This is a genomic window from Paraburkholderia nodosa (assembly GCF_001718195.1).
Lineage (GTDB): Bacteria > Pseudomonadota > Gammaproteobacteria > Burkholderiales > Burkholderiaceae > Paraburkholderia > Paraburkholderia nodosa_A.
This window is the reverse complement of sequence record NZ_MCNV01000011.1, coordinates 47588-67615: the sequence shown is the minus strand read 5'-3', so window position 1 is coordinate 67615 and position 20028 is coordinate 47588. Positions and strand designations below refer to the sequence as shown.

Here is a 20028-nt window from a genome sequence, read left to right as displayed (position 1 = left end):
AATTACGACTGCGGGCTCGACTGGCTCACGCGCGCGGTGAGGTCGACCGGCTCAACCGCTGGGCGGCGGCGCGGACCGCGCGTGAGGCGGCGCTCGAAGAGAAACCAGCTCGCGCTCGCATAAGCGAGCGTGAGGACGAGCGCAATCGCGGCGCTCTGGATGCGGCCGTAATGGAGCGGCCACACGGCATAGAGAATCGTGAGGTGAATGAGGTAGATCGTGTAGCTGATCGTGCCGATATACACGAGCACCGGGTTGGACAGCAGGCGCCGCACGATGCCTTTCGACTGCAGCGCGAACACGACGATGGAGGTGCAGAGCACGAGCGAAACGCTATAGAGCATGGCGTTGGAGAGCGGCGTGTTCATGCCTCGAAAGCGCGGGTAGTGCAGGTGCAGCCAGGCCAGCACGCCGAGCGCCGCGAAAAAGAGCACGGCGGCGGGCCATTTGAAGGGCTCGAGCGCATTGCGGTCGCGGCGCACGAGCACGGCGAGCAGCGCGCCGGCGGCCAGCAAATCCATGCGGAACGGCGTGAGGTAGTAAATGGGCCAGTACGAGTCGAACCACGGGGTCGCGACGGCGCGCAGCACGGGTACGACAAAAATGAGCGCGGCGGCCACGACGGCCATGAGCCGTTGCGGCAGAAGCAGCACGACGAAGGGCCACACGATGTAGAACTGCTCTTCGACGGCGAGCGACCAGAGAATGTTGAGGCTGTCGTGCCCGCTCTGGCCGAGTGCGTCGCCGATATTGGTCGCGAAGAACGCATACCACGGCCAGTAGTGTGCCCAGCCGAAGCCGAACAGCAGCGACGAAACGATGAGCAGCAGCACGTAGGGCGGCAGGATACGGCGCACCCGGCGCGCATAGAAGTAGCTGAAATACGATTGCCCCCGCGCCTTGCGTTCGAGCAGGATGCCGGTGATGAGAAAGCCGCTCAGCACGAAGAACAGGTCGACGCCCATCCACAGCGGCGCGCGCAACGCGTGCTGCGCGAACACGGCGAGCACGGCGAAGGCACGCAGACCGTCCAGCTGGACGATGCGGTGGGAATGGTCGGCGAGGCCTTGTTGACTGACTGGGCGGCTTACGGTCATCGGTTCTCCGGTGGGGTCATGCATGCGCGATTGCTTCGCGATTCATTCTAGAAAGAATTAAATGTTCAAAAAGCCGAAATATATTGATTCTGGATTTTTGAATTTAAATGCCGGAATTTGCGCGATATGAAATACGCATTGCCGAATGGAAAGTGTGGCGGGCGTGCCGAACACCGCGCCGCATGGCTTTTTGGCGTGATATCCGGTGTTCGGGAGTTTATTTCCGGATGACTCAGAAATGGGTCATAAATACTGAATTTTTTTGAATTATTTTCCCTTTTTTGGAGGCGATTTTTCAGCGGATTTGTACGGCATGATCCTGGCAGATTGCCGTCACTTGACCGGAGGAATTGCCTTGCCGTTATCGAATCCCGATCGCCGCTTGCGCAGGACGTTGGCACTGGCCGCGATGTGCACGTTTATCTGCACGTCGTCGGTTCAGACCATCGCCGCGCCGCAACTCAATGTGACGACCTCGTGGATCGGCAATAGCTTTGGCAACGGCCAGGGCACCTGGATGCAAATCAACGTCACGGCCATCGCCGTCACGCCCGAAGGCAAGGTGTTCACCAATGCGCCGTGGGACGAGAGCGGCGCCGAGATCAGCGCGTACCAGGACGGCAAGCCGCTCGGCTTCGCCGGCGGCACGCATGGCTGGGGGGGAGCCGGCGGCAACGCCGTGGCCGTGAATCATCGCTATCTGTATGCAGCGGTCGGCGTGGGCAACGAGAAGGGTCATCTGGTCGGCAGCGGCATCTGGCCTGCGAAGGGCAGCCAGTGGTACGGCATCACGCGCCGGCCGCTCGACGAGCCCAAGCGCGCCGCCGCATTTCAGGCTTCGCCCGATCCGCTCAATCCGCATGCGCAGCTTTCCGCGTCTTTCCTGAAGATCAACGACGTGCCCATGGGCACGCATGCCGACATTGGCGGACTCGCCGCGACGGATTCGACGCTCTATGTGAGCAACACGCCGATGAACCGCATCGAGGTGTACGACGCGAATTCGATGCAGCGCAAGGGACAATGGGACGTGCAGGCGCCGGGCCGCATCGCGCTTGCAGCCGACGGGTCGGTGTGGGTGCTCACGGGCGCCGAAGCGGGTAAGGGCGCCGCGCATCCGCGCGTCGAGCACTACTCGGCGGATGGCAAGCGCCTCGACGACACGCTCGCGCTACCCGACGATTCGGTGCCGGTGGATCTCGCGTTCGATCCGCAGCAACGGCTGCTGATCGCCGATAACGGTCCGCGCCAGCAGATCCTCATTTTCACGCGCAACGGCAAGAGGTGGACGCAGAGCGCCACGCTCGGCGAGAGCGGCGGCATTTTCTCGGGCGTCGCGGGCCGGCCGGGGCCGGGCCGTTTCAACGGCCTCACGGGCGTCGGCACCGACGCGCGCGGGAACATCTATGTCTCGACCAACGGCGTCGGGCCGCAGCACGAAGACAACATCGGCGCGGGTCTTGGCGCAACGCTGGAGGCCTATACGCCTGCCGGCAAGCGCCTGTGGAACCTGGAAGGCCTGCTGTTCGTGGACGGCGCGTGGGTGGACCCGCAGCGCCCCAACAGCGTCTACACGGGCAACAAGCGCTTCGAACTCGACTTGTCGAAGCCGCCGGGGCAGGACTGGAAATATGTCGGATTCCTGTCCAATCGATTCCGCTATCCCGACGATCCCGTTTTCCACACGGACCAGTGGCCGGGTCTGCCTACCGCGCGCGTGTTGAGCGGGCACACGTTCCTGTTCCTCACCGACATGTACGCGGACCACCTGAAGATCTACCGCTTCGACGCGCAGCGCGACGGCGAGACCGCGATTCCCTCGGGCTTCATTGCGGGCCGCGGCCGCGGGGTGCAGAACGTGCCGAACGCGCCGCCGCCCGGCGGCGACTGGATCTGGCGCGATGCGAACGGCAACGGTGCCTTCGACGCCGACGAATTCACGCGCAATCCGGGCCGCGACCATCTGGCAGGCGGGTGGGGCTGGTGGATCGACACGCGCGGCGACATCTGGCGCGCGCGCGACGACAAGGGCATCTGGCGCTTCCGCTATGGCGGGCTCGACGCGAAGGGCAATCCGATCTACTCGTACGACAAGCTCGACAAATACGCGGTCCCCGCGCCGTTCACCGAAGTGCATCGCGCGATCTACGAGCCGCAGACCGACACGCTCTACGTGACGGGCTATACGGCCGATGCGCCGCACGATCCGGGCTTCTGGAAGGAAGCGGGGCGCGTGCTGGTGCGCTACGACAAGTGGTCGAGCGGCCACCCCGAGCAGCACTACATGCTGCGCCTGCCGTGGGACCCGAAAGCGAAACCGCCCGTCACGCCCGCGGGGCTCACGGTGGAAGGCCAGTACGTGTTCGTGGTCGAGCCCGCGGGCAACGTTCACGTGTACGACAAGGACAGTGCGAAGGAGATCGGCACCTTCGGCCCGGGCGCCGAAGTGGGCAACACCTCGGGCTGGGTCGACGTGCCGTTCGGCATCACCGCGCATCGCGAAGCGAACGGCGAATACCTCGTGTTCGTCGAGGAAGACGCGCGCGGCAAGGTGCTCATGTACCGCTGGAAACCGGCCTGACCCGCTACGGGCCCCGCAACTGGATACCCAATGGATAAAGGCATACTGCGCAACGTCGCAATCAATCTGTTCGGTCTCGTGCTGCCGACCTTCGTGTCGCTCGTCACGGTGCCTTCCTACATCCGCCTGCTCGGTGTCGAGCGCTACGGCGTGATCGCGCTCGTCTGGACGCTGATCGGCTACTTCAGCGTGCTCGACCTCGGCATGAGCATGGCCGCGCAGAACCAGATCTCGAAGGCGTATGCGTCGAAAGACGCCGACGCCTGCGAGCGTGTGTTCTGGAGCGCGTTCTGGCTGAACTTCACGACCGGCGCGATTGGCGGCCTGCTGATCTATTCGGGCGGCGCGCTTTATACCGCGTATTTCACGCACGTCACGCCCGAGTTGCGGCACGAAGTCTATCTCGCGCTGCCCTGGCTCGCCGTGGCGATTCCGGTGGCGAACGTCTCGTGGGTGTTCGCGGGTGCGATCAACGGCGCGGAGCGCTTCGGCATCTACAACACGAACCAGACGCTCGGCACGTTCCTGTTCCAGCTGCTGCCGCTTGCCGCTGCCTGGGCGTACGAGCCGAATCTGCAGACCGTGCTGGCCGCCGCCGTATTCGCGCGTCTGGCCGCCGCGATCCTGCTCGGCCGCTCGGCGCTGCGCGTGCTCGGCATTCGCAAGGTGCGCGGGCCGCGCCTCGATACGTCGAAGGCGCTCTTCAATTTCGGCGGCTGGATGCTGGTCGCGAGCATCACGACGATGGTCGCGGACTCGCTCGACCGCATGATGCTGGGCGCGGGCCTCGGTGCGCGCTTCGTCACGTATTACACCGTGCCGCAGAACCTCGTCACGCGCCTGAACATGGTGCCCAATGCGCTCGTGCGCACGCTGTTTCCGCGCCTGTCCGCGCTGGGCCGCGAGCATGCCGATGAAATCGCCGCGCAGTCGCTGCAGTTTCTCAATGCCGTGTTCACGCCGATCGCCATCGGCGCGATCGTGGTGCTCCAGCCCTTCCTGCATGCGTGGGTCGGGCCCGTGATCGCCGCGCATGGCGCACCGGTTGGGCGCGTGCTGATCATCGCCGTGTGGCTCGTCGGGCAGGCGGGCGTCACGCGCATTCTCATCCAGTCGCAAAACAATCCTGCCGCCGCCGCGCGCGTGGGGCTCGTGGAGCTGCCGCTCTTTGCCGGTCTGCTGTGGCTCGGCATTTCGCGCTTCGGCTTGCCGGGCGCGGCCGCCGCCGTGCTGTTTCGCGCACTGTTCGACTACGTCGTACTGCTGTGGCTTTCGCGCATTCATAGCCGCACGATCATCGTCGATATGTTCGCTCACCTGAGTTTTCTCGCCGCTGCGCTCGCTCTTGCGTGGTGGCTGCCGGACGCGCTGTACGCAATCGGCGCCGGTGTCGTGCTCGCACTTGCCAACGTGGTGTGGTCGGTTGCGACCACGCCGATGCTGCGCGGCTACGCCCGTTCCCTTCTCTTTCGACTGAATTCACGGAAAAGCGCATGAGTCACGAACTGATCGACGAAGCGGCGCCGTCCGAAAGCGCTGCCGCGCCCCTTCAACGGCGCGACGCCACCAAACCGCGACGCTCCGAAACGGGCGCCGTCATGCCGCTGCGGCCACTGCGGCCCGCCCTCGCCGCAGGCCGTGCGCCGCGCGTGGCCATCGTGCACGACTGGCTCGTGACCTACGCGGGCGCGGAGCGGGTGCTCGAGCAGATCCTTGCCTGCTTTCCGGATGCAGACCTGTTCTCGGTCGTCGATTTCGTCGATGCGAAAGACCGCACGTTCCTGCGCGGCAAGCGCGCGACGACCTCGTTCATCCAGAAGCTGCCGGGCGCGCGCAAGCGTTATCGCGCGTACCTGCCGTTCATGCCGCTCGCCATCGAGCAGCTCGACGTGTCGGCCTACGACGTGGTGATTTCGAGCAGCCATGCGGTGGCCAAGGGCGTGCTCACGGGACCGGACCAGTTCCATATCAGCTACGTGCATTCGCCGATCCGCTATGCGTGGGACCTCCAGCATCAGTACCTGCAGGAGTCGAGCCTCACGCGCGGGCCGAAGTCGATGCTCGCGCGCCTGATCCTGCACTACATCCGCAACTGGGACGTGCGCACCGCGAATTCGGTGGACCAGTTCGTCGCCAACTCGGAGTTCATTGCGCGACGCATTCAGAAGGTGTATCAGCGCCAGGCCGAGGTGGTCTATCCGCCCGTGGATATCGACGCGTTCGAGCTGGAAACCACCAAAGACGACTTCTATTTGACGGCCTCGCGGCTCGTGCCGTACAAGAAGATCGACCTGATTGTCGAGGCATTCGCGCGCATGCCCGAGCGGCGCCTCGTGGTGATCGGCGACGGCCCCGACATGCACAAGGTGCGCGCGAAGGCGACGCCCAATGTGGAAGTGCTGGGCTATCAGCCTTTCGCCGTACTGCATGACCGTATGCGCCGCGCCAAGGCGTTCGTGTTCGCTGCGGAAGAAGACTTCGGCATTTCCGTGGTCGAGGCGCAGGCTTGCGGCACGCCCGTGATTGCATTCGGCAAGGGCGGCGCGCTCGAAACGGTGCGCGACACCGGTTCGCGCCCCACGGGCATTTTCTTCGAAGAGCAAAACGCGGACGCGATCATCGACGCCGTCGAGTCGTTCGAAAGCGATCCTGGCCGATTCCGCGCCGAGGATTGCCGCGCGAATGCCGAGCGCTTTTCTTCGCGGCATTTCCGCGAGCAATTCTTCGCGCGCGTGGCGAAAGCGGTGCCGGCGATCGCGCAGGCGGGCTCGGCACACGGCGCAGCGCCGTACGAGATCGAAGCGGACGCAGCGGACGCGCCGCGCGTGCTCGCCATCGACCAGAGCGGTGTGCTGGGCGGCGCCGAGCTATCGCTGCTGGAAGTGGTGAAGGGCTTGCGCTCGCGCATCGACGTGCTGCTCTTCAACGACGGGCCCTTCAGGGAGGCGCTCGACAAAGCCGGCGCGCGCGTGGAGGTGATCGATTCGGGTGCGTTGAACAAGGTGCGCCGCGATGGCGGCACGGCGCCGCGACTGGGCGTGCTTGCGGGCATTGCCGCGCTCGTGCGCGAGACGCGCCGCCGCGCGCGCGAAGCCGACGTGCTCTACGCCAACACGCAGCGCGCGATGGTGATCGGCGTGCTTGCGGGCAAGCTCGCGCGCAAGCCGGTGGTCTGGCATTTGCGCGACATTGTTAGCGACGAGCATTTCGGCCGCGTGCAGCGCGCGGTGATCAAGGGCTGCGCGAAGCTGGGGCTCGCGCATGTGATCGCGAACTCGCATGCATCGGCGAAGGTGTTTGCGCAGCTCACGCGCTTCGACGCGAAGCGCATCGACGTGGTGCACAACGGCGTGGATGAATCGCCGTTCCGTGCGCTCGCGCGCGTGCCGCAGGCTCAACTGCGGGTGCAGATCGGGTTGCCCGAGGATGCGTTCCTGGTTGGTGCTTTCAGCCGTCTGGCGCGCTGGAAAGGCCAGCATGTGCTGCTCGAAGCTTTGCTCGACGAGCCGCGTGCGCATGCTGTGTTTGTTGGTGCGCCGCTGTTCGGTGAGGACGCTTACGCTGCCGAGCTGCGTGCATTCGTCGAGGCGAACGGGTTGCAGGCGCGGGTGCATTTTCTCGGCTTCCGGCATGACATTGCGGCTTGCATGCGGGCCGTCGATGTGATCGCGCATACGTCTATTACGCCTGAACCGTTTGGGCGTGTGGTCGTTGAGGGGATGCTGGCGCAAAGGCCTGTGGTTGCTTCTCGCGATGGTGGTGTGACTGAGATCGTCGAGCATGGTGAAAGCGGGCTGCTTTGTACGCCAGGTGATGCCAAGGAACTCGCTGCCACCATCGGCAGGTTGCACGACGACGCGGCGTTGCGGGATCGGCTTGCTGTGCAAGGGCTGGCTACTGCCCGGGAGCGGTTTGGGAAGCAGCAGTATGTCGATGCTGTCGAGCGGGTGCTCGATGGGGTTGTTGCTCGGGGCAAGTAAGTTTTTTTGCTTTTTTTAGGCCTTTTTTCGCGGCTTCTGGCCGCGTTGGCCTTTCCTTGTGTTCGCGTCGGTATGCAGGCGTTGCCCCTGTGCGGGGCGGCACCTACTTTCTTTGCGGCGGCAAAGAAAGTAGGCAAAGAAAGCCGCTCAAACCGCCAGCGCCCGCCACAGTTCACATCGCACCACTAATGGTTAATGGCTCCGGAGCGTCTGTCGCCTCGCACCACCCAACTCAGTGACAAGGCAGTCATTCATCCCGCTGCTCGCTACGCGCGCTGCGGTCGGGGCTGCATGGGAAACCAGGGGCGCTGTCAGCCTCGGCTAGGATGCACGCGCACCAATGGTTTCGGGCTATGCCATTCGGCGCGCGGAGCGCCGCCGGAAGGATGAGCGCCTTGTCACTACCTTTGAAGGTGCGAGGTGACAGACGCTCCGGAGCCATTCAGCATGTACGGCGCGATGTGAACTGTGGCAGGCGCTGGCGGTTTGAGCGGCTTTCTTTGCCTACTTTCTTTGCCGCCGCAAAGAAAGTAGGTGCCGCCCCGCACAGGGGCAACGCCTGCATACCGACGCGAAAACAAGGAAAGGCCAAAGTGGCCAAAGCGGCCAAAGCGGATCAAGCGACGACCCGCTTCCTAAGCCGAGCAGCAGCATGAAGCGCGGGCTTTTCGAAGATCCGATAGAACACCCAGGCAACGGGAATCACGGCCAGCGTGAAGCCGAACGAAGGCCATATCGAAGTCTGCAGCTCCGAGCGGAACAATAGCGAGCCGAGCAATACGAAGAGCGGCAAGTGAATGAGATAGAGCGAGTAGCTGAAATCGCCGATCCTGGAGAACAGCGACTGCAGAAAGCCAGGGGAAGCGGGCGCAGGCCGCGCAAGCGCTTTGACGAGATAGCAGGCGAAAGCGCAGGCCCAAAGCTGAAACGCCCCAAACTGCCCGAAGTGAAACGCCACGCAACCGGCGACAGCGAAGAGCGCCGCAGCAGGATAGGCGAACCGAAAGCCAGAAGACCCGCGCAAACGCACTTCGGCGATCCAGGCGCCAAGCATCCACGAGAACCAGTACGAAGTGAAAACGATGATGTCATGCCGCTCCAGCGTCAACGCGGAAACGACGTTGATGAGGGCCACGGCAGCGAGCACGACATTCAACCCAAACCGGCGGCGCGCAGCAAAGAGCAGCGGATACAGCAGATAGAACTGCACCTCGAGCGAAAGAGTCCAGAGCGCGCCATTCGAGCCATACGTCTTACCAGCCACGCCTTGCAGCGAGAACAGGTTCACGAAGAAATCACGCACCCCGATCTCATTGATCTTGTGGCTCACAGGAAGCAGCGAGAGGCTGACCGAATCCACAGCCAGCGTGAGCAGCAACGCGGCGAGCAACACCGGATAGATGCGCACGAAGCGGCGCAACCAGAACTGCCGCGCGTCGAGCCGGAAATCGGGGTTCGAGAAGAGCCGCGCGGCGCCGCTGCGGTGAATGCAATAGCCGCTGATGACGAAAAAAATCGGCACGCCCGCCGATCCCCACGCAATCGGGAACGTCAGCCACGCGGCCAGCGTCCCGGGGCTCGCGAGGCTGGCGTGCAGCTGGTGGAACGCGCCCATGCCGATCCAGGTGACCTGGCGGCAATGGAAATAGGCCACCAGCAAGGCCGCAAAGCCGCGCAGGGCTTCGATCAGATGCTCGCCGGCAAGCTCGCGGGCCGCAGCCACCGGCCGCGCTGCAGGAGCAGCAGCGGCGGGCAGGGCGGATGCAGGCGGCATGGCGGTTTGGAGTACGGGATCGCTCATCGGTGTCGGCCGGTCCTTGGGGAGAGTATCCGCCGATCTTAGGGGCGCGCGCGCGAGGGAAGTAAGCAAAAGATTTTCAAAATGTATTCATACGGAAGCGATAAATGGAGAAATAAATGGATTGAAAAACAAAGCGGTTTATTTATCGAATTTGGAATGCTAGTTTGAGCGTGATCGACTATGGTCGCTGGAGAATCCGATGAACCTGCACTTGCTGGCCGGCGTGGCCGTGCTGTTGATACTCGTGGGGGTGTCCGCGTATCGCGAGGCGTTGCGCAACGAGCCCATCCGGCGCGCACGCACGCGCTCCGGCGCATTGCCGCCCGTTGACGAAGCGGAGTAGCCTGCGCCCCGAACAAGACGCGTCATTGACAGAAGACCCGAGCAGGAAATTCATGCCGATCTGCCTGGAATTATCCAGGATGAATGGTAATAATTTCCGGTGTTATGCTGGAATCGCGGAATCCGAATTTATTGGCCTTTTTTTATTCCTTAAAAGGCGCTAAACAATCTTATTCAATACAAGAATCTGCCACGGCAGAACCTCGGGGAAGTCGGCTTGCCTCGCTGCGAGACCGAGACTCAAACGAACGATCTGGGAATGGACATCATGCTGAAAGTAACCAAAGCGGTATTTCCTGTTGCAGGCCTTGGGACGCGCTTCTTGCCCGCCACCAAGGCGAGCCCGAAGGAAATGCTGCCGATCGTCGACAAGCCGCTCATTCAGTACGCGGTGGAAGAAGCGATCGCTGCGGGGATTACCGAAATGATCTTCGTGACCGGCCGCAGCAAGCGCGCGATCGAAGACCATTTCGACAAGTCGTACGAGATCGAATGCGAACTCGAAGCCCGCAACAAGCAAAAGCTGCTCGACGTCGTTCGCAGCATCAAGCCAGCCAATGTGGACTGCTTCTACGTGCGCCAGGCCGAGGCGCTCGGTCTCGGCCACGCCGTGCTGTGCGCGGAAAAGCTCGTGGGCGGCGCGCCGTTCGCCGTGATTCTCGCGGACGACCTGCTCTACAGCCACACGCCGGTCATGAAGCAGCTTGTGAACACGTTCAATCACTATCACAGCTCGGTGGTGGGCGTCGAATCGATCGCGCGTGAAGACAGCGCGTCGTACGGCATCGTCGACGGCCGCGAGTGGGAAGAGGATGTGTTCAAGCTGTCGGGCATCGTCGAAAAGCCGGCGCCGGAAGTCGCGCCGTCGAATCTCGGCGTGGTGGGCCGCTACGTGCTGATGCCCACGATCTTCGAACATCTGCGCGCACTGAAGCCGGGCGCAGGCGGCGAGCTTCAACTCACCGATGGCTTGCAGTCGCTGCTCACCGAAGAACAGGTGCTCGCATACCGCTATATGGGCACGCGTTTCGACTGTGGCAGCAAGCTCGGCTACCTGAAGGCGACGGTGGAGTTCGCGCTGCGCCATCCGGAAGTCAAGGACGAGTTCGAAGCGTATCTGCAAGCGCATCTGCCGGCGGCGCTGCCCGCGGCGGCATAAAACTCCATAGCGGCACAACCACGCTACGGGGTACTTCATGCGCGCGGGCTCGACACCCGCGCGCGTTTCGCCCATCTCGCATTACCTCCCCAACATTCCTCCGCGACCTGGCCTTCCCGCGTCGCCGTGACAACTTTGCAATCGTCACCGGTGTATAACGGTTCTGGCGGGCATGCCGAATGCGTGCAACGCGTCGTTTGCGTTCGTGCCGCGTGGTGGGCCGCTCGTGCGGCGGCCATGCTGCGTGAATATTCCAACGATTTTGTACGGCATTCCGGGCCGGTTTGGCGCGCGGAACTCCCGTCATTCAACGCGTGTCCGAAGACCAGAACCCAGGCACGCGCTTCAAGGAGGAGCAACCGGCCATGACCAGGCACCTACCCGTGGCAGGCAGTGAACATCCCGCGCCCGCCGGCGCGCAGTGCGTCGGCGCTTGCGACCCGGCGGAGCGCTTCAGGGTCGTGCTGATCCTGCGGCGTCAGGCGTCGGCAGAATTTCACGAGCTGGTGGACCGGCTCGCCGCGAACGACCCCGCCGCGCAGCCGGTTTCGCGCGAGGAATACGAGCGGCGCTTTGGCGCGAGCGCTGCCGACATCGAGCGCGTCAAGCAGTTCGCGAGCGCGCATGGGCTCAGCGTGGATCAGGCCGATGCCTCGGCGCGCCGCGTCGTGCTCTCGGGCACGGTGCAGCAGTACAACGCCGCCTTCGGCATCGACCTGCAGCGTTTCGAGCATCAGGTCGGCAAAACCACCCATCACTTTCACCAGCCGAGCGGCCCCCTGCATTTGCCGGAAGACATGCATGAGGTCGTCACCGCGGTGGTGGGGCTCGACAATCGTGCGAAGGCGCAGCCGCACTTTCGCATCATGCCGACGAGTCTGACCAACGCGCCGGCAGACGCGCCGGGCGCACCGGGTGCCTCTATCCGCCCGCCAATCCGCGCCGCGCGAGCGGTGACCAGATCGTTCACGCCGTTGCAGCTCGCGGAGCTCTACAGCTTTCCCGCGGGCGACGGCGGCGGCCAATGTATTGCCCTGATCGAAATGGGCGGCGGCTATGACACGGCGGACCTTAGCGCCTATTTCAGCGAGCTGGGCGTGAGCGCGCCGCGCGTGGAAGACGTGTCCGTCGATCAGGCGACGAACGCGCCGACCGGCGACCCCAACGGCCCCGACGCCGAAGTCACGCTCGATGTGGAGATCGCCGGTGCGCTGGCACCCGGGGCGCTCATCGCCGTCTATTTCGCGCCGAACAGCGAGGCGGGCTTCGTCGATGCGGTGAGCGCCGCGCTGCACGACAGCCAGCGTAAGCCTTCAGTCATCTCGATCAGCTGGGGCGCGCCGGAGTCGGCGTGGTCGCAGCAAACGCTCGGCGCGCTGAACGACGCGTTGCAAACGGCCGTCGCGCTCGGCGTGACCGTGTGCACGGCTTCGGGCGACAGCGGCTCGTCGGACGGCGTGAGCGACGGCGCCGATCATGTGGACTTCCCCGCGTCGAGCCCTTACGCACTGGGTTGCGGCGGCACGCACATCGCGGCGTCGAACGGACGTATCTCGCAGGAAACCGTGTGGAGCGAAGGTGATAACGGCGCGACCGGCGGCGGCGTGAGCGCGACGTTCGCGTTGCCGGACTGGCAAAAGGGCCTGCGCGTCGTGCGTGGCAGCGGCGGGGCGGGGGCGCTGGTGCGGCGCGGCGTGCCCGACGTCTCAGCCGACGCCGATCCCGCCACGGGTTACGAAGTGCGCGTGGCGGGCGCGGATACGGTGGTGGGCGGCACGAGCGCCGTCGCGCCGCTGTGGGCGGCGCTGATCGCGCGCATCAACGCGGCGCGCGGCACGCCCGTCGGTTTCGCGAACGCGAAGCTCTATGCGCAGCCCGGCGCCTTCAACGACGTGACGAGCGGCAGCAATGGCGACTTCTCGGCGGCGCCGGGCTGGGACGCCTGCACGGGCCTCGGCACGCCGGTGGGCAGCAAGGTGGCAACCGCGCTCGGCTCGGCGTAGGATGAGCGCGGCACGCCGCCGCGACGCGCGCTGAGCACGAGAGGCAAGCGGCGGGCGCGATGCGGGTTGCATGAGAGGTTGCATTCGAAGTTGCATTCACTGTCTCGAACGCGAACACACAGAATGTGGAGACGACATGAACGACGAAGCGCAGTCCACCAAGGGCAACGGCGGCGCTCAAGGGGCCAGCCCCGCGAGCGGCAACGGCAAGCATCGCTCCCAGGCCGATCAGCCTTGCTTCGATCCCACCGCTTACGGCAACGGTCCCGACGACTTCGTCACCGACATGACCGAGAACGCCGCGATCACGCATCACGCCATCCAGATCGGCAAGGAAGTCATCGCCTATACGGCCACGGCGGGTCACCTCGTGACGGTCGATCCGAGCAGTTCGCAGCCCGACGCCAAGATCTTCTACGTGGCGTTCACGAAGGACGGCGTGCAGGCGCAGGACCGTCCCGTCACGTTCTTTTACAACGGCGGGCCGGGCTCCTCTTCCGTGTTCGTGCTGCTCGGCTCGTTCGCGCCCAAGCGCATCAAGACCTCGATGCCGGGCTTCACGCCGCCCGCGCCCTATACGCTCGAAGACAATCCGGACAGCCTGCTCGACAAGAGCGACCTCATCTTCATCAATCCGGTGGGCACGGGCTATTCGGCCGCGATCGCGCCGCATCACAACCGCGACTTCTGGGGCGTGGATCAGGATGCGGATTCGCTCAAGCAGTTCATCAAGCGCTACCTCACGGCGAACGATCGCTGGAATTCGCCGAAGTTTCTCTATGGCGAGTCGTATGGCACGGCGCGCAGTTGCGTGCTGGCCTACCGGCTGCACGAGGACGGCGTGGATCTGAACGGCATCACGCTGCAGTCGTCGATTCTCGATTACACGCAAGCCGGCAATCCGGTGGGCGCGCTGCCCACGGCGGCCGCCGACGCGTGGTACCACAAGCGCCTCGGCGTGACGCCCGCGCCGAAGGACTTGCAGGCGTTCGCCGCGCAAGTCGCGCAATTCGCGCGCACCGATTACCTGCAGGCGCTGTCGAAGTTTCCCGATCCGAACGACAAGAGCATTCCGGCCACGCTCAAGACCTTGTCGCAATACACGGGCATCGACACGCAAACGCTGGAGTCGTGGAATCTCGACATCGCCTCGTACGACAGCCATGGCAATTCGCTTTTTCTGATCTCCCTCCTGAAGGACAAGGGCGTGGCGCTCGGCTCGTACGACGGCCGCGTGACCGCCATCGACACGGGCATTGCCGGCAACATCGACCCCAACTCGGGCGGCAACGATCCCACCATGACGGCGGTGAGCGGCGTCTATACGGCGATGTGGAACAGCTATCTGAACGAGCAGCTCAAATTCCGCACGAACTCGTCATTCACGGACCTGAACGATCAGGCATTCAAGAACTGGAACTTCGGCCATATCGACCCGACGGGTGCGCAAAAGGGCGTGGACGCGCAGGGCAATATCGTGCTTTACACGGCCGGCGATCTCGCGGCGGTGATGGCGCTGAATCCGGATTTGCGCGTGCTCTCGGCAAACGGCTACTACGACTTCGTCACGCCGTTCTACCAGACCGTGATCGACCTGCAGAAGATGCCGCTGCTCGACCAGAAGGTGCGCGATAACCTGAGCGCGCGTTTCTATCCATCGGGGCACATGGTGTATCTCGACGCCGGCTCACGCACGGCGCTCAAGGCCGATGTCGCGAAGCTCTATCAAGTCGCCGTGACGGACCGCCCCGCGGTGGCGCGCATTCGCGCGCTCCAGCGCATGAGCACGATGAGCACCATGCATCATTGAATTTTTTGCCGGCGCCGGCGCACGCATTTGCACGCGGTTATGGCGTGCGCCCCTGCGCCATGGCTTCGAGACACGCGCGCGCGTCGCCCTGCACGAGGCGCGCCGCGCACGCGATCATCAGGTTCTTCGCCAGGCCGAAATCTTCCACCAGATAGCCGCGTTCGCACACGCGCCCTTGCGCGTCGGGTACGGAGGGCACGCGTTCGATGAGCGTGCCTTCGTCGGATGAGTAAGCCCAGATTTCCTTGCCCAGCGCGGCCGCATAGCCGATCTCGAAGGCGGTGCCGGAGTCGGGCTCGCCGGGGCCACGAAAGTCGTTGACGTTTGCCATCACGATATCGGCGGCGCGGATCGATTCGACGTTCGCGCGATAGATCCACGCGGCCTGGCGCGGGCCGTCGAGGTCCGCGGGCGCTTGCGCGTCGAGCGGATAGACGCCTTCGAAGCCGAATTCCGCACACGCGGCGACGAGGCGTGCGCCGTGCTCGAGCGCGTCGCGCCGGAAGACGTCGAAGCCGGCGAGATACACGCGCGGGCGGCGGGGCAGCAGGGTCGAATTCATGGCGCGCGGTCCTCCAGTGCAAGGGGGTCGTCGAGACCCCCGGTTCGACGATTCTAGCGCCGGGTCCCGGGCCGGTGAGGTTTCGTCTATCTTCCTGTTGCTTACAGACGATTGACAACATTTGTTGCCTCTCGCTACGATCATCTTCCTGATCGAAGCGCTGCCTTCGCTCGTACCCCTGGTATTTCCCGCATGTTGCGCGATGGTCGATTGTGGCGACAAATGGATGCTTCGACCGCGCAAGATGATGCCCGCAGACGAAGCGAACGACGAGGACCGACCCATGAACCGACTGAAGCGGCTGTCGCCGGCTTGCTGGGCCATCGTGCCGTGCCTCTGTCTGCTGCAGCCCGCGGCCGCGCAGGTCGCTCAGCCTACGCTCGAGAAGATCCGCTCGGCGAATATCATCGCCATTGGTCATCGCGAGACCTCGGTGCCGTTCTCGTACGTGGTCGGCGACCACCAGGTGATCGGCTTTTCGCAGGACATCTGCGACAAGGTCATCGACGCAGTCAAGCTCAGGACGAAGCGCCCGAACTTGCAGGTGCATTTCATTCCCGTCACTTCGCAAAACCGCATTCCGCTCGTGCAGAACGGCACCGTGGACCTCGAATGCGGCGTCACGACGAACCTGAAGGCGCGCCAGGCCCAGGTGAGTTTCTCCGATACGTTCTTCGTCGCGACCACGCGCCTGCTCACGCGCAAGGACTCACGCATTCACGACTTCGCCGATCTCGCGGGCAAGACGGTGCTCACGAACCAGGGCACGACGTCCGAGCGTATCTTGCGGCGCATGAACATCGACAAGCAGATGAACATGCGCATCATCAGCGCGCGCGATTATGGCGAGGGGCGCGCCACGCTCGAGTCGGGCCGCGCAGTGGCCTACATGATGGACGACGTGCTGCTCGCCGGCACGCGCTCGCTCACGGCGAAGCCTTCCGAATGGGTGATCGTGGGCACGCCGCAATCGTCGGAGGCCTATGCCTTCATGATGCGCAACGGCGACCCTGAGTTCCGGCAACTCGTGAACGACACGATGGCGGGGCTCATGAAGAGTGGCGAAATCAATGCGATGTACGCGAAGTGGTTCGAGAAGCCGGTGCCACCCCAGCGCGTGAATTTCGAGTTTCCGATGAGCGAACAACTGCGCGCGCTCTATGCCGCGCCGAACGACCGCGCCTTCGACTGATTGCCTTGTGCAAGCGCGAACCATGAGATGATCTCGTTCCTGACGCGGCGGACGGCGCGGGCGGCCCATAGGCGCGAGGCTTCCAGCGCGCCTGTGAGTCGCGGCCGCCGCTGCGCGCAATGAATCAATTAACGGGTAGAAAGCGGAAAAAGGCGGGAGCGGACATGCAGGAAGACGGCAGCGCGGTGGTGATCGTTGGGGCAGGGCACGCGGGCGGCAACGCCGCGGCGCTGCTGCGGCAATACGGGTTTGGCGGCCGCGTGGTGCTGGTCGGCGAAGAACCGGTGCCGCCTTATCACCGGCCGCCGCTCAGCAAGGCGTATTTGAAGGGCGAGGCCGACGTCGAGCGCCTGTGGCTCAAACCGCGCGCGTTTTACGACGAGCAGCGCATCGAACTGAAGCTCGGCGCGAGCGCGCAGTCGCTCGACCGCGCGAGCCGCACGCTCACGCTCGCCGACGGCAGCCAGCTTCAATACGACCAGCTGATTTTCGCCACCGGCTCGACACCGCGCGCGTTGACGGTGCCGGGCCACGATCTCGCGGGCGTGATCGCGTTGCGCTCGCTCGCCGACGCCGACGTGCTGCGCGAGCGCGTGAAGCCGGGCGAGAAGCTCGTGGTGATCGGCGCCGGTTATATCGGCCTCGAAGCGGCCGCGGCGGCGCGCCAGCTCGGCCACGAGGTCACCGCGCTCGAAGCCGCGCCGCGCGTGCTGGGCCGCGTGACGGGCGAGACCGTTTCCACGTTCTATGCGAACGAGCATCGCGCGCAGGGCGTGGAACTGCGCCTGAACGCGAAGATCGAGGCGCTCGTGGGCGAGGGCGGCAAGCTCACCGGCGTGAAGCTGGCGGACGGCGAGGTCGTCCCCGCCACGCTCGCGCTGGTCGGCATCGGCATCCTGCCGAACGAGGCGCTCGCGAAAGCGGCGGGCATCACATGCGCCAACGGTATTCAGGTGGACGACGACGCGCGCACGAGCGACCCGGAGGTCTTCGCGATCGGCGATTGCGCGCATCGGCCGCTTGCGCACTATGGCCGCGCGGGGCGCCTGGAAAGCGTGCACAACGCGGTGGAGCAGGCGAAGCTCGCGGCCGCCGCGATCGTCGGCAAGCCGCGTCCTGCCTGCGACGCGCCGTGGTTCTGGTCCGATCAGTACGACCTCAAGCTGCAGACGGTGGGCCTGCTCGAAGGCTATGACGAGGCCATCGTGCGCGGCGACCCGGCAGCGCGGCGCTTCGCGGTGTACTACCTGAAGGACCGTGTGCTGCTCGCGGTCGACGCCGTCAATTCGATGCCCGATTTCCTGTGCGGCAAGAAGCTCGTTGGCAAGGGCGTAAAGCTCGATCTCGACGCGCTGCGCGATCCCGCCACCGACATGGGCAAATTCGCAGCGGCGGCGCTCGCCTGAGCGGCGAGTCGAACGATGAAGTCGGGGGCGGCGACGTCCCCGCTATTTTCGCGATCGGGAGACGCTGTGCGCCGGATCAACCCTCCGCGCAGCCCGCTCGCCCCATACCTTCCCGCGTCAATCCCGCTCCCGGCGCCCGAGCGCGGCCTCCAGTCCCGTGCTTTCCCCCGTGCTTTCCCCCGCGCTTTCCCCCGCGCTTTCCCCCGCGCTTTGACCCGCGCTTTGGCCCGTATTGTCACGAGTCTCGGCTAGAATGCGAACGCGGCGCCGCCCATGAAGCGGCTCAATTCGATCAACAAGCCGCTTCAACCGGTGTTCTCGGCCGTCCGAACGCCGCCACTCGAGGAGAGTGACGCAATGGAACAACGCTCCCGTTTTGGGGCGAGCCTGCTGCCGTACCTGCTCGTCGGGCCGCAACTGGCGGTGACCGTGATCTTTTTCCTGTGGCCGGCCGGGGTGGCGCTCCTGCAGTCCACCCAGGCCCAGGACGCCTTCGGCACGTCGTCGGTCTTCGTCGGCTTCGCCAACTTCACGCGGCTCCTGCACGATCCGCTCTATCTGGCCTCGGTCCAGACGACGCTCGTGTTTACGGCGCTCGTCACGTTCGGCGGCCTCGCCATTTCGCTGCTGCTGGCAGCCATGGCGCACCACGTGACGCGCGGCAAGCGCTTTTATCAAACGTTTCTGATCTGGCCGTATGCGGTCGCGCCGGTCATTGCCGCCGTGTTGTGGGGCTTTCTGTTCAACCCGAGCATCGGTCTCGTGACCTTCGCGCTCGCACACTTCGGCGTGACGTGGAATCACGCGCTCAACCCCGGCCAGGCCATGACGCTCGTTGTGATCGCATCGGTCTGGCAGCAGATCAGCTATAACTTTCTGTTCTTCTACGCGGGCCTGCAGTCGATTCCGCAGTCCCTCTTCGAGGCGGCGGCCATCGACGGCGCGGGTCCCGTGCGGCGCTTCTTCGGCATTGCGTTCCCGCTGCTTTCGCCCACGAGCTTCTTTCTGCTCGTGGTGAACGTGGTCTACGCGCTCTTCGACACCTTCCCCGTGATCGACGCGGCAACGGGCGGCGGGCCTGGCCAGGCCACGCGCACGCTCGTCTACAAGATCTTCGACGAAGGTTTCCGGGGTCTCGACATCGGCAGTTCGGGCGCGCAGTCAGTCGTGCTGATGGTGATCGTGACCGCGCTCACGATCTTCCAGTTCCGCTTTATCGAACGACGGGTGCAGTACTGATGGTCGAGAACCGCAAATACTTCAACCTGTTCTGCCACGTCATGCTGCTGCTCGGTGTGGCGGTGGTGGCCTTTCCCGTGTACGTGGCGTTTTGCGCCGCCACGATGAACGAGAAAGAAGTCTTCTCGGTGCCGCTCTCGCTCGTGCCGGGCACCCATCTGTTCGCGAACATGGCCACCGTGTGGAACGTGGGCACGGGCAGCGCGGCGAGCCCGTTCGGCGTGATGCTCATGAACAGCGTCATCACGGCGCTCGTGATTTCGGTGGGCAAGATCGCCATATCGATCATCTCGGCCTATGCGATCGTGTTTTTCCGCTTTCCGTTCCGGCGTCTCGCGTTCTGGCTGATCTTCGTGACGCTCATGCTGCCCGTGGAAGTGCGCATTTTCCCCACGGTGCAGGTCGCGGCCACACTGCATCTCACGAACACTTACGCGGGCCTCACGCTGCCGCTCATCGCTTCGGCCACGGCCACGTTTCTGTTCCGCCAGTTCTTCCTCACGCTGCCCAACGAGCTGATCGAGGCGGCGCGTATCGACGGCGCGGGGCCGCTGCGTTTCTTCTGGGACGTCGTGCTGCCGCTTTCGAAAACGAACATCGCGTCGCTGTTCGTCATTACGTTCATTTACGGCTGGAACCAGTATCTGTGGCCGATTCTCATGTCGAGCACGGCTTCGATGACGACCGCCGTGGTGGGCATCAAGAGCATGATTTCGAGCGGCGACGCAGCGACGCAATGGCATCTCGTGATGTGCGCGACGATGATCGCCATGCTGCCGCCGCTCGTGGTGGTGCTGGCCATGCAGCGCTGGTTCGTGCGCGGCCTCGTGGACGTGGAGAAATAAGCATGAAGGCA

Annotated in this window: 14 protein-coding genes; 11 read left to right on the top strand and 3 right to left on the bottom strand. The window is 64.3% G+C overall.

Annotation, left to right across the window (positions count from 1 at the left end; all coding sequences use genetic code 11):
* Positions 1 to 2: 2 nt before the first annotated feature.
* Positions 3 to 1097 carry an acyltransferase family protein gene (locus tag BFD71_RS19980; RefSeq protein ID WP_069266040.1) on the bottom strand — a complete coding sequence of 365 codons (1095 nt, stop codon included), beginning with the start codon at positions 1095 to 1097 and terminating at the stop codon, positions 3 to 5.
* A gap of 409 nt (positions 1098 to 1506) precedes the next feature.
* On the opposite strand from BFD71_RS19980, the gene BFD71_RS19975 reads away from it, so the two are divergent.
* From BFD71_RS19975 to BFD71_RS19965, 3 genes are read left to right on the top strand one after another with little or no spacing between them, the layout of a single operon-like run.
* On the top strand, positions 1507 to 3678 hold the full coding sequence (locus BFD71_RS19975; protein ID WP_069266177.1) for a hypothetical protein: 2172 nt from the start codon (positions 1507 to 1509) through the stop codon (positions 3676 to 3678).
* Between the two features lie 30 nt (positions 3679 to 3708).
* On the top strand, positions 3709 to 5175 hold the full coding sequence (locus BFD71_RS19970) for a flippase (protein ID WP_069266039.1): 1467 nt from the start codon (positions 3709 to 3711) through the stop codon (positions 5173 to 5175).
* Positions 5172 to 7658, top strand: a complete 2487-nt coding sequence (locus tag BFD71_RS19965; protein WP_069266038.1) for a glycosyltransferase family 4 protein — start codon at positions 5172 to 5174, stop codon at positions 7656 to 7658. The genes BFD71_RS19970 and BFD71_RS19965 overlap by 4 nt, the downstream gene beginning before the upstream one ends.
* A 616-nt stretch (positions 7659 to 8274) precedes the next feature.
* On the opposite strand, the gene BFD71_RS19960 is transcribed toward BFD71_RS19965, so the two are convergent.
* Entirely contained in the window at positions 8275 to 9459 is a 1185-nt protein-coding gene (locus BFD71_RS19960) for an acyltransferase family protein (protein ID WP_069266037.1), read from the bottom strand.
* A gap of 199 nt (positions 9460 to 9658) precedes the next feature.
* Here BFD71_RS19960 and BFD71_RS41485 point away from each other — a divergent pair, with 199 nt between their 5' ends.
* The 4 genes from BFD71_RS41485 to BFD71_RS19945 all read left to right on the top strand — a co-directional run bounded on the left by BFD71_RS41485 (position 9659) and on the right by BFD71_RS19945 (position 14773).
* Positions 9659 to 9802 carry a hypothetical protein gene (locus tag BFD71_RS41485; protein WP_165979327.1) on the top strand — a complete coding sequence of 48 codons (144 nt, stop codon included), beginning with the start codon at positions 9659 to 9661 and terminating at the stop codon, positions 9800 to 9802.
* Positions 9803 to 10069: 267 nt separating this feature from the next.
* The gene (gene galU / locus BFD71_RS19955; protein WP_069266176.1) at positions 10070 to 10960 is read left to right on the top strand and encodes a UTP--glucose-1-phosphate uridylyltransferase GalU; all 891 of its coding nucleotides are present in this window, start codon (positions 10070 to 10072) and stop codon (positions 10958 to 10960) included.
* Positions 10961 to 11325: 365 nt separating this feature from the next.
* Positions 11326 to 12963 (top strand): S53 family peptidase, encoded by a 1638-nt coding sequence (locus tag BFD71_RS19950; RefSeq protein ID WP_069266036.1) that lies wholly within the window; start codon positions 11326 to 11328, stop codon positions 12961 to 12963.
* A gap of 136 nt (positions 12964 to 13099) precedes the next feature.
* Positions 13100 to 14773, top strand: a complete 1674-nt coding sequence (locus BFD71_RS19945) for a S10 family peptidase (protein WP_069266035.1) — start codon at positions 13100 to 13102, stop codon at positions 14771 to 14773.
* 37 nt (positions 14774 to 14810) lie between these two features.
* Here BFD71_RS19945 and BFD71_RS19940 read toward each other — a convergent pair whose 3' ends face one another.
* Positions 14811 to 15335 carry a nucleoside 2-deoxyribosyltransferase gene (locus BFD71_RS19940; protein WP_069266034.1) on the bottom strand — a complete coding sequence of 175 codons (525 nt, stop codon included), beginning with the start codon at positions 15333 to 15335 and terminating at the stop codon, positions 14811 to 14813.
* 283 nt (positions 15336 to 15618) lie between these two features.
* Between BFD71_RS19940 and BFD71_RS19935 the strand changes: the two genes are divergently transcribed.
* From BFD71_RS19935 to ugpE, 4 genes are all read left to right on the top strand, one after another.
* The gene (locus BFD71_RS19935) at positions 15619 to 16527 is read left to right on the top strand and encodes a glutamate/aspartate ABC transporter substrate-binding protein (RefSeq protein ID WP_069266175.1); all 909 of its coding nucleotides are present in this window, start codon (positions 15619 to 15621) and stop codon (positions 16525 to 16527) included.
* A gap of 164 nt (positions 16528 to 16691) precedes the next feature.
* A complete protein-coding gene (locus tag BFD71_RS19930) occupies positions 16692 to 17933 on the top strand; it encodes an NAD(P)/FAD-dependent oxidoreductase (protein ID WP_083245354.1) in 1242 nt (413 codons plus the stop codon).
* A 357-nt stretch (positions 17934 to 18290) separates the two neighbouring features.
* The gene (gene ugpA / locus BFD71_RS19925; RefSeq protein WP_069266174.1) at positions 18291 to 19172 is read left to right on the top strand and encodes a sn-glycerol-3-phosphate ABC transporter permease UgpA; all 882 of its coding nucleotides are present in this window, start codon (positions 18291 to 18293) and stop codon (positions 19170 to 19172) included.
* Entirely contained in the window at positions 19172 to 20017 is an 846-nt protein-coding gene (ugpE, locus tag BFD71_RS19920; RefSeq protein WP_069266032.1) for a sn-glycerol-3-phosphate ABC transporter permease UgpE, read from the top strand. The genes ugpA and ugpE overlap by 1 nt, the downstream gene beginning before the upstream one ends.
* The last annotated feature ends 11 nt before the right edge of the window (positions 20018 to 20028 follow it).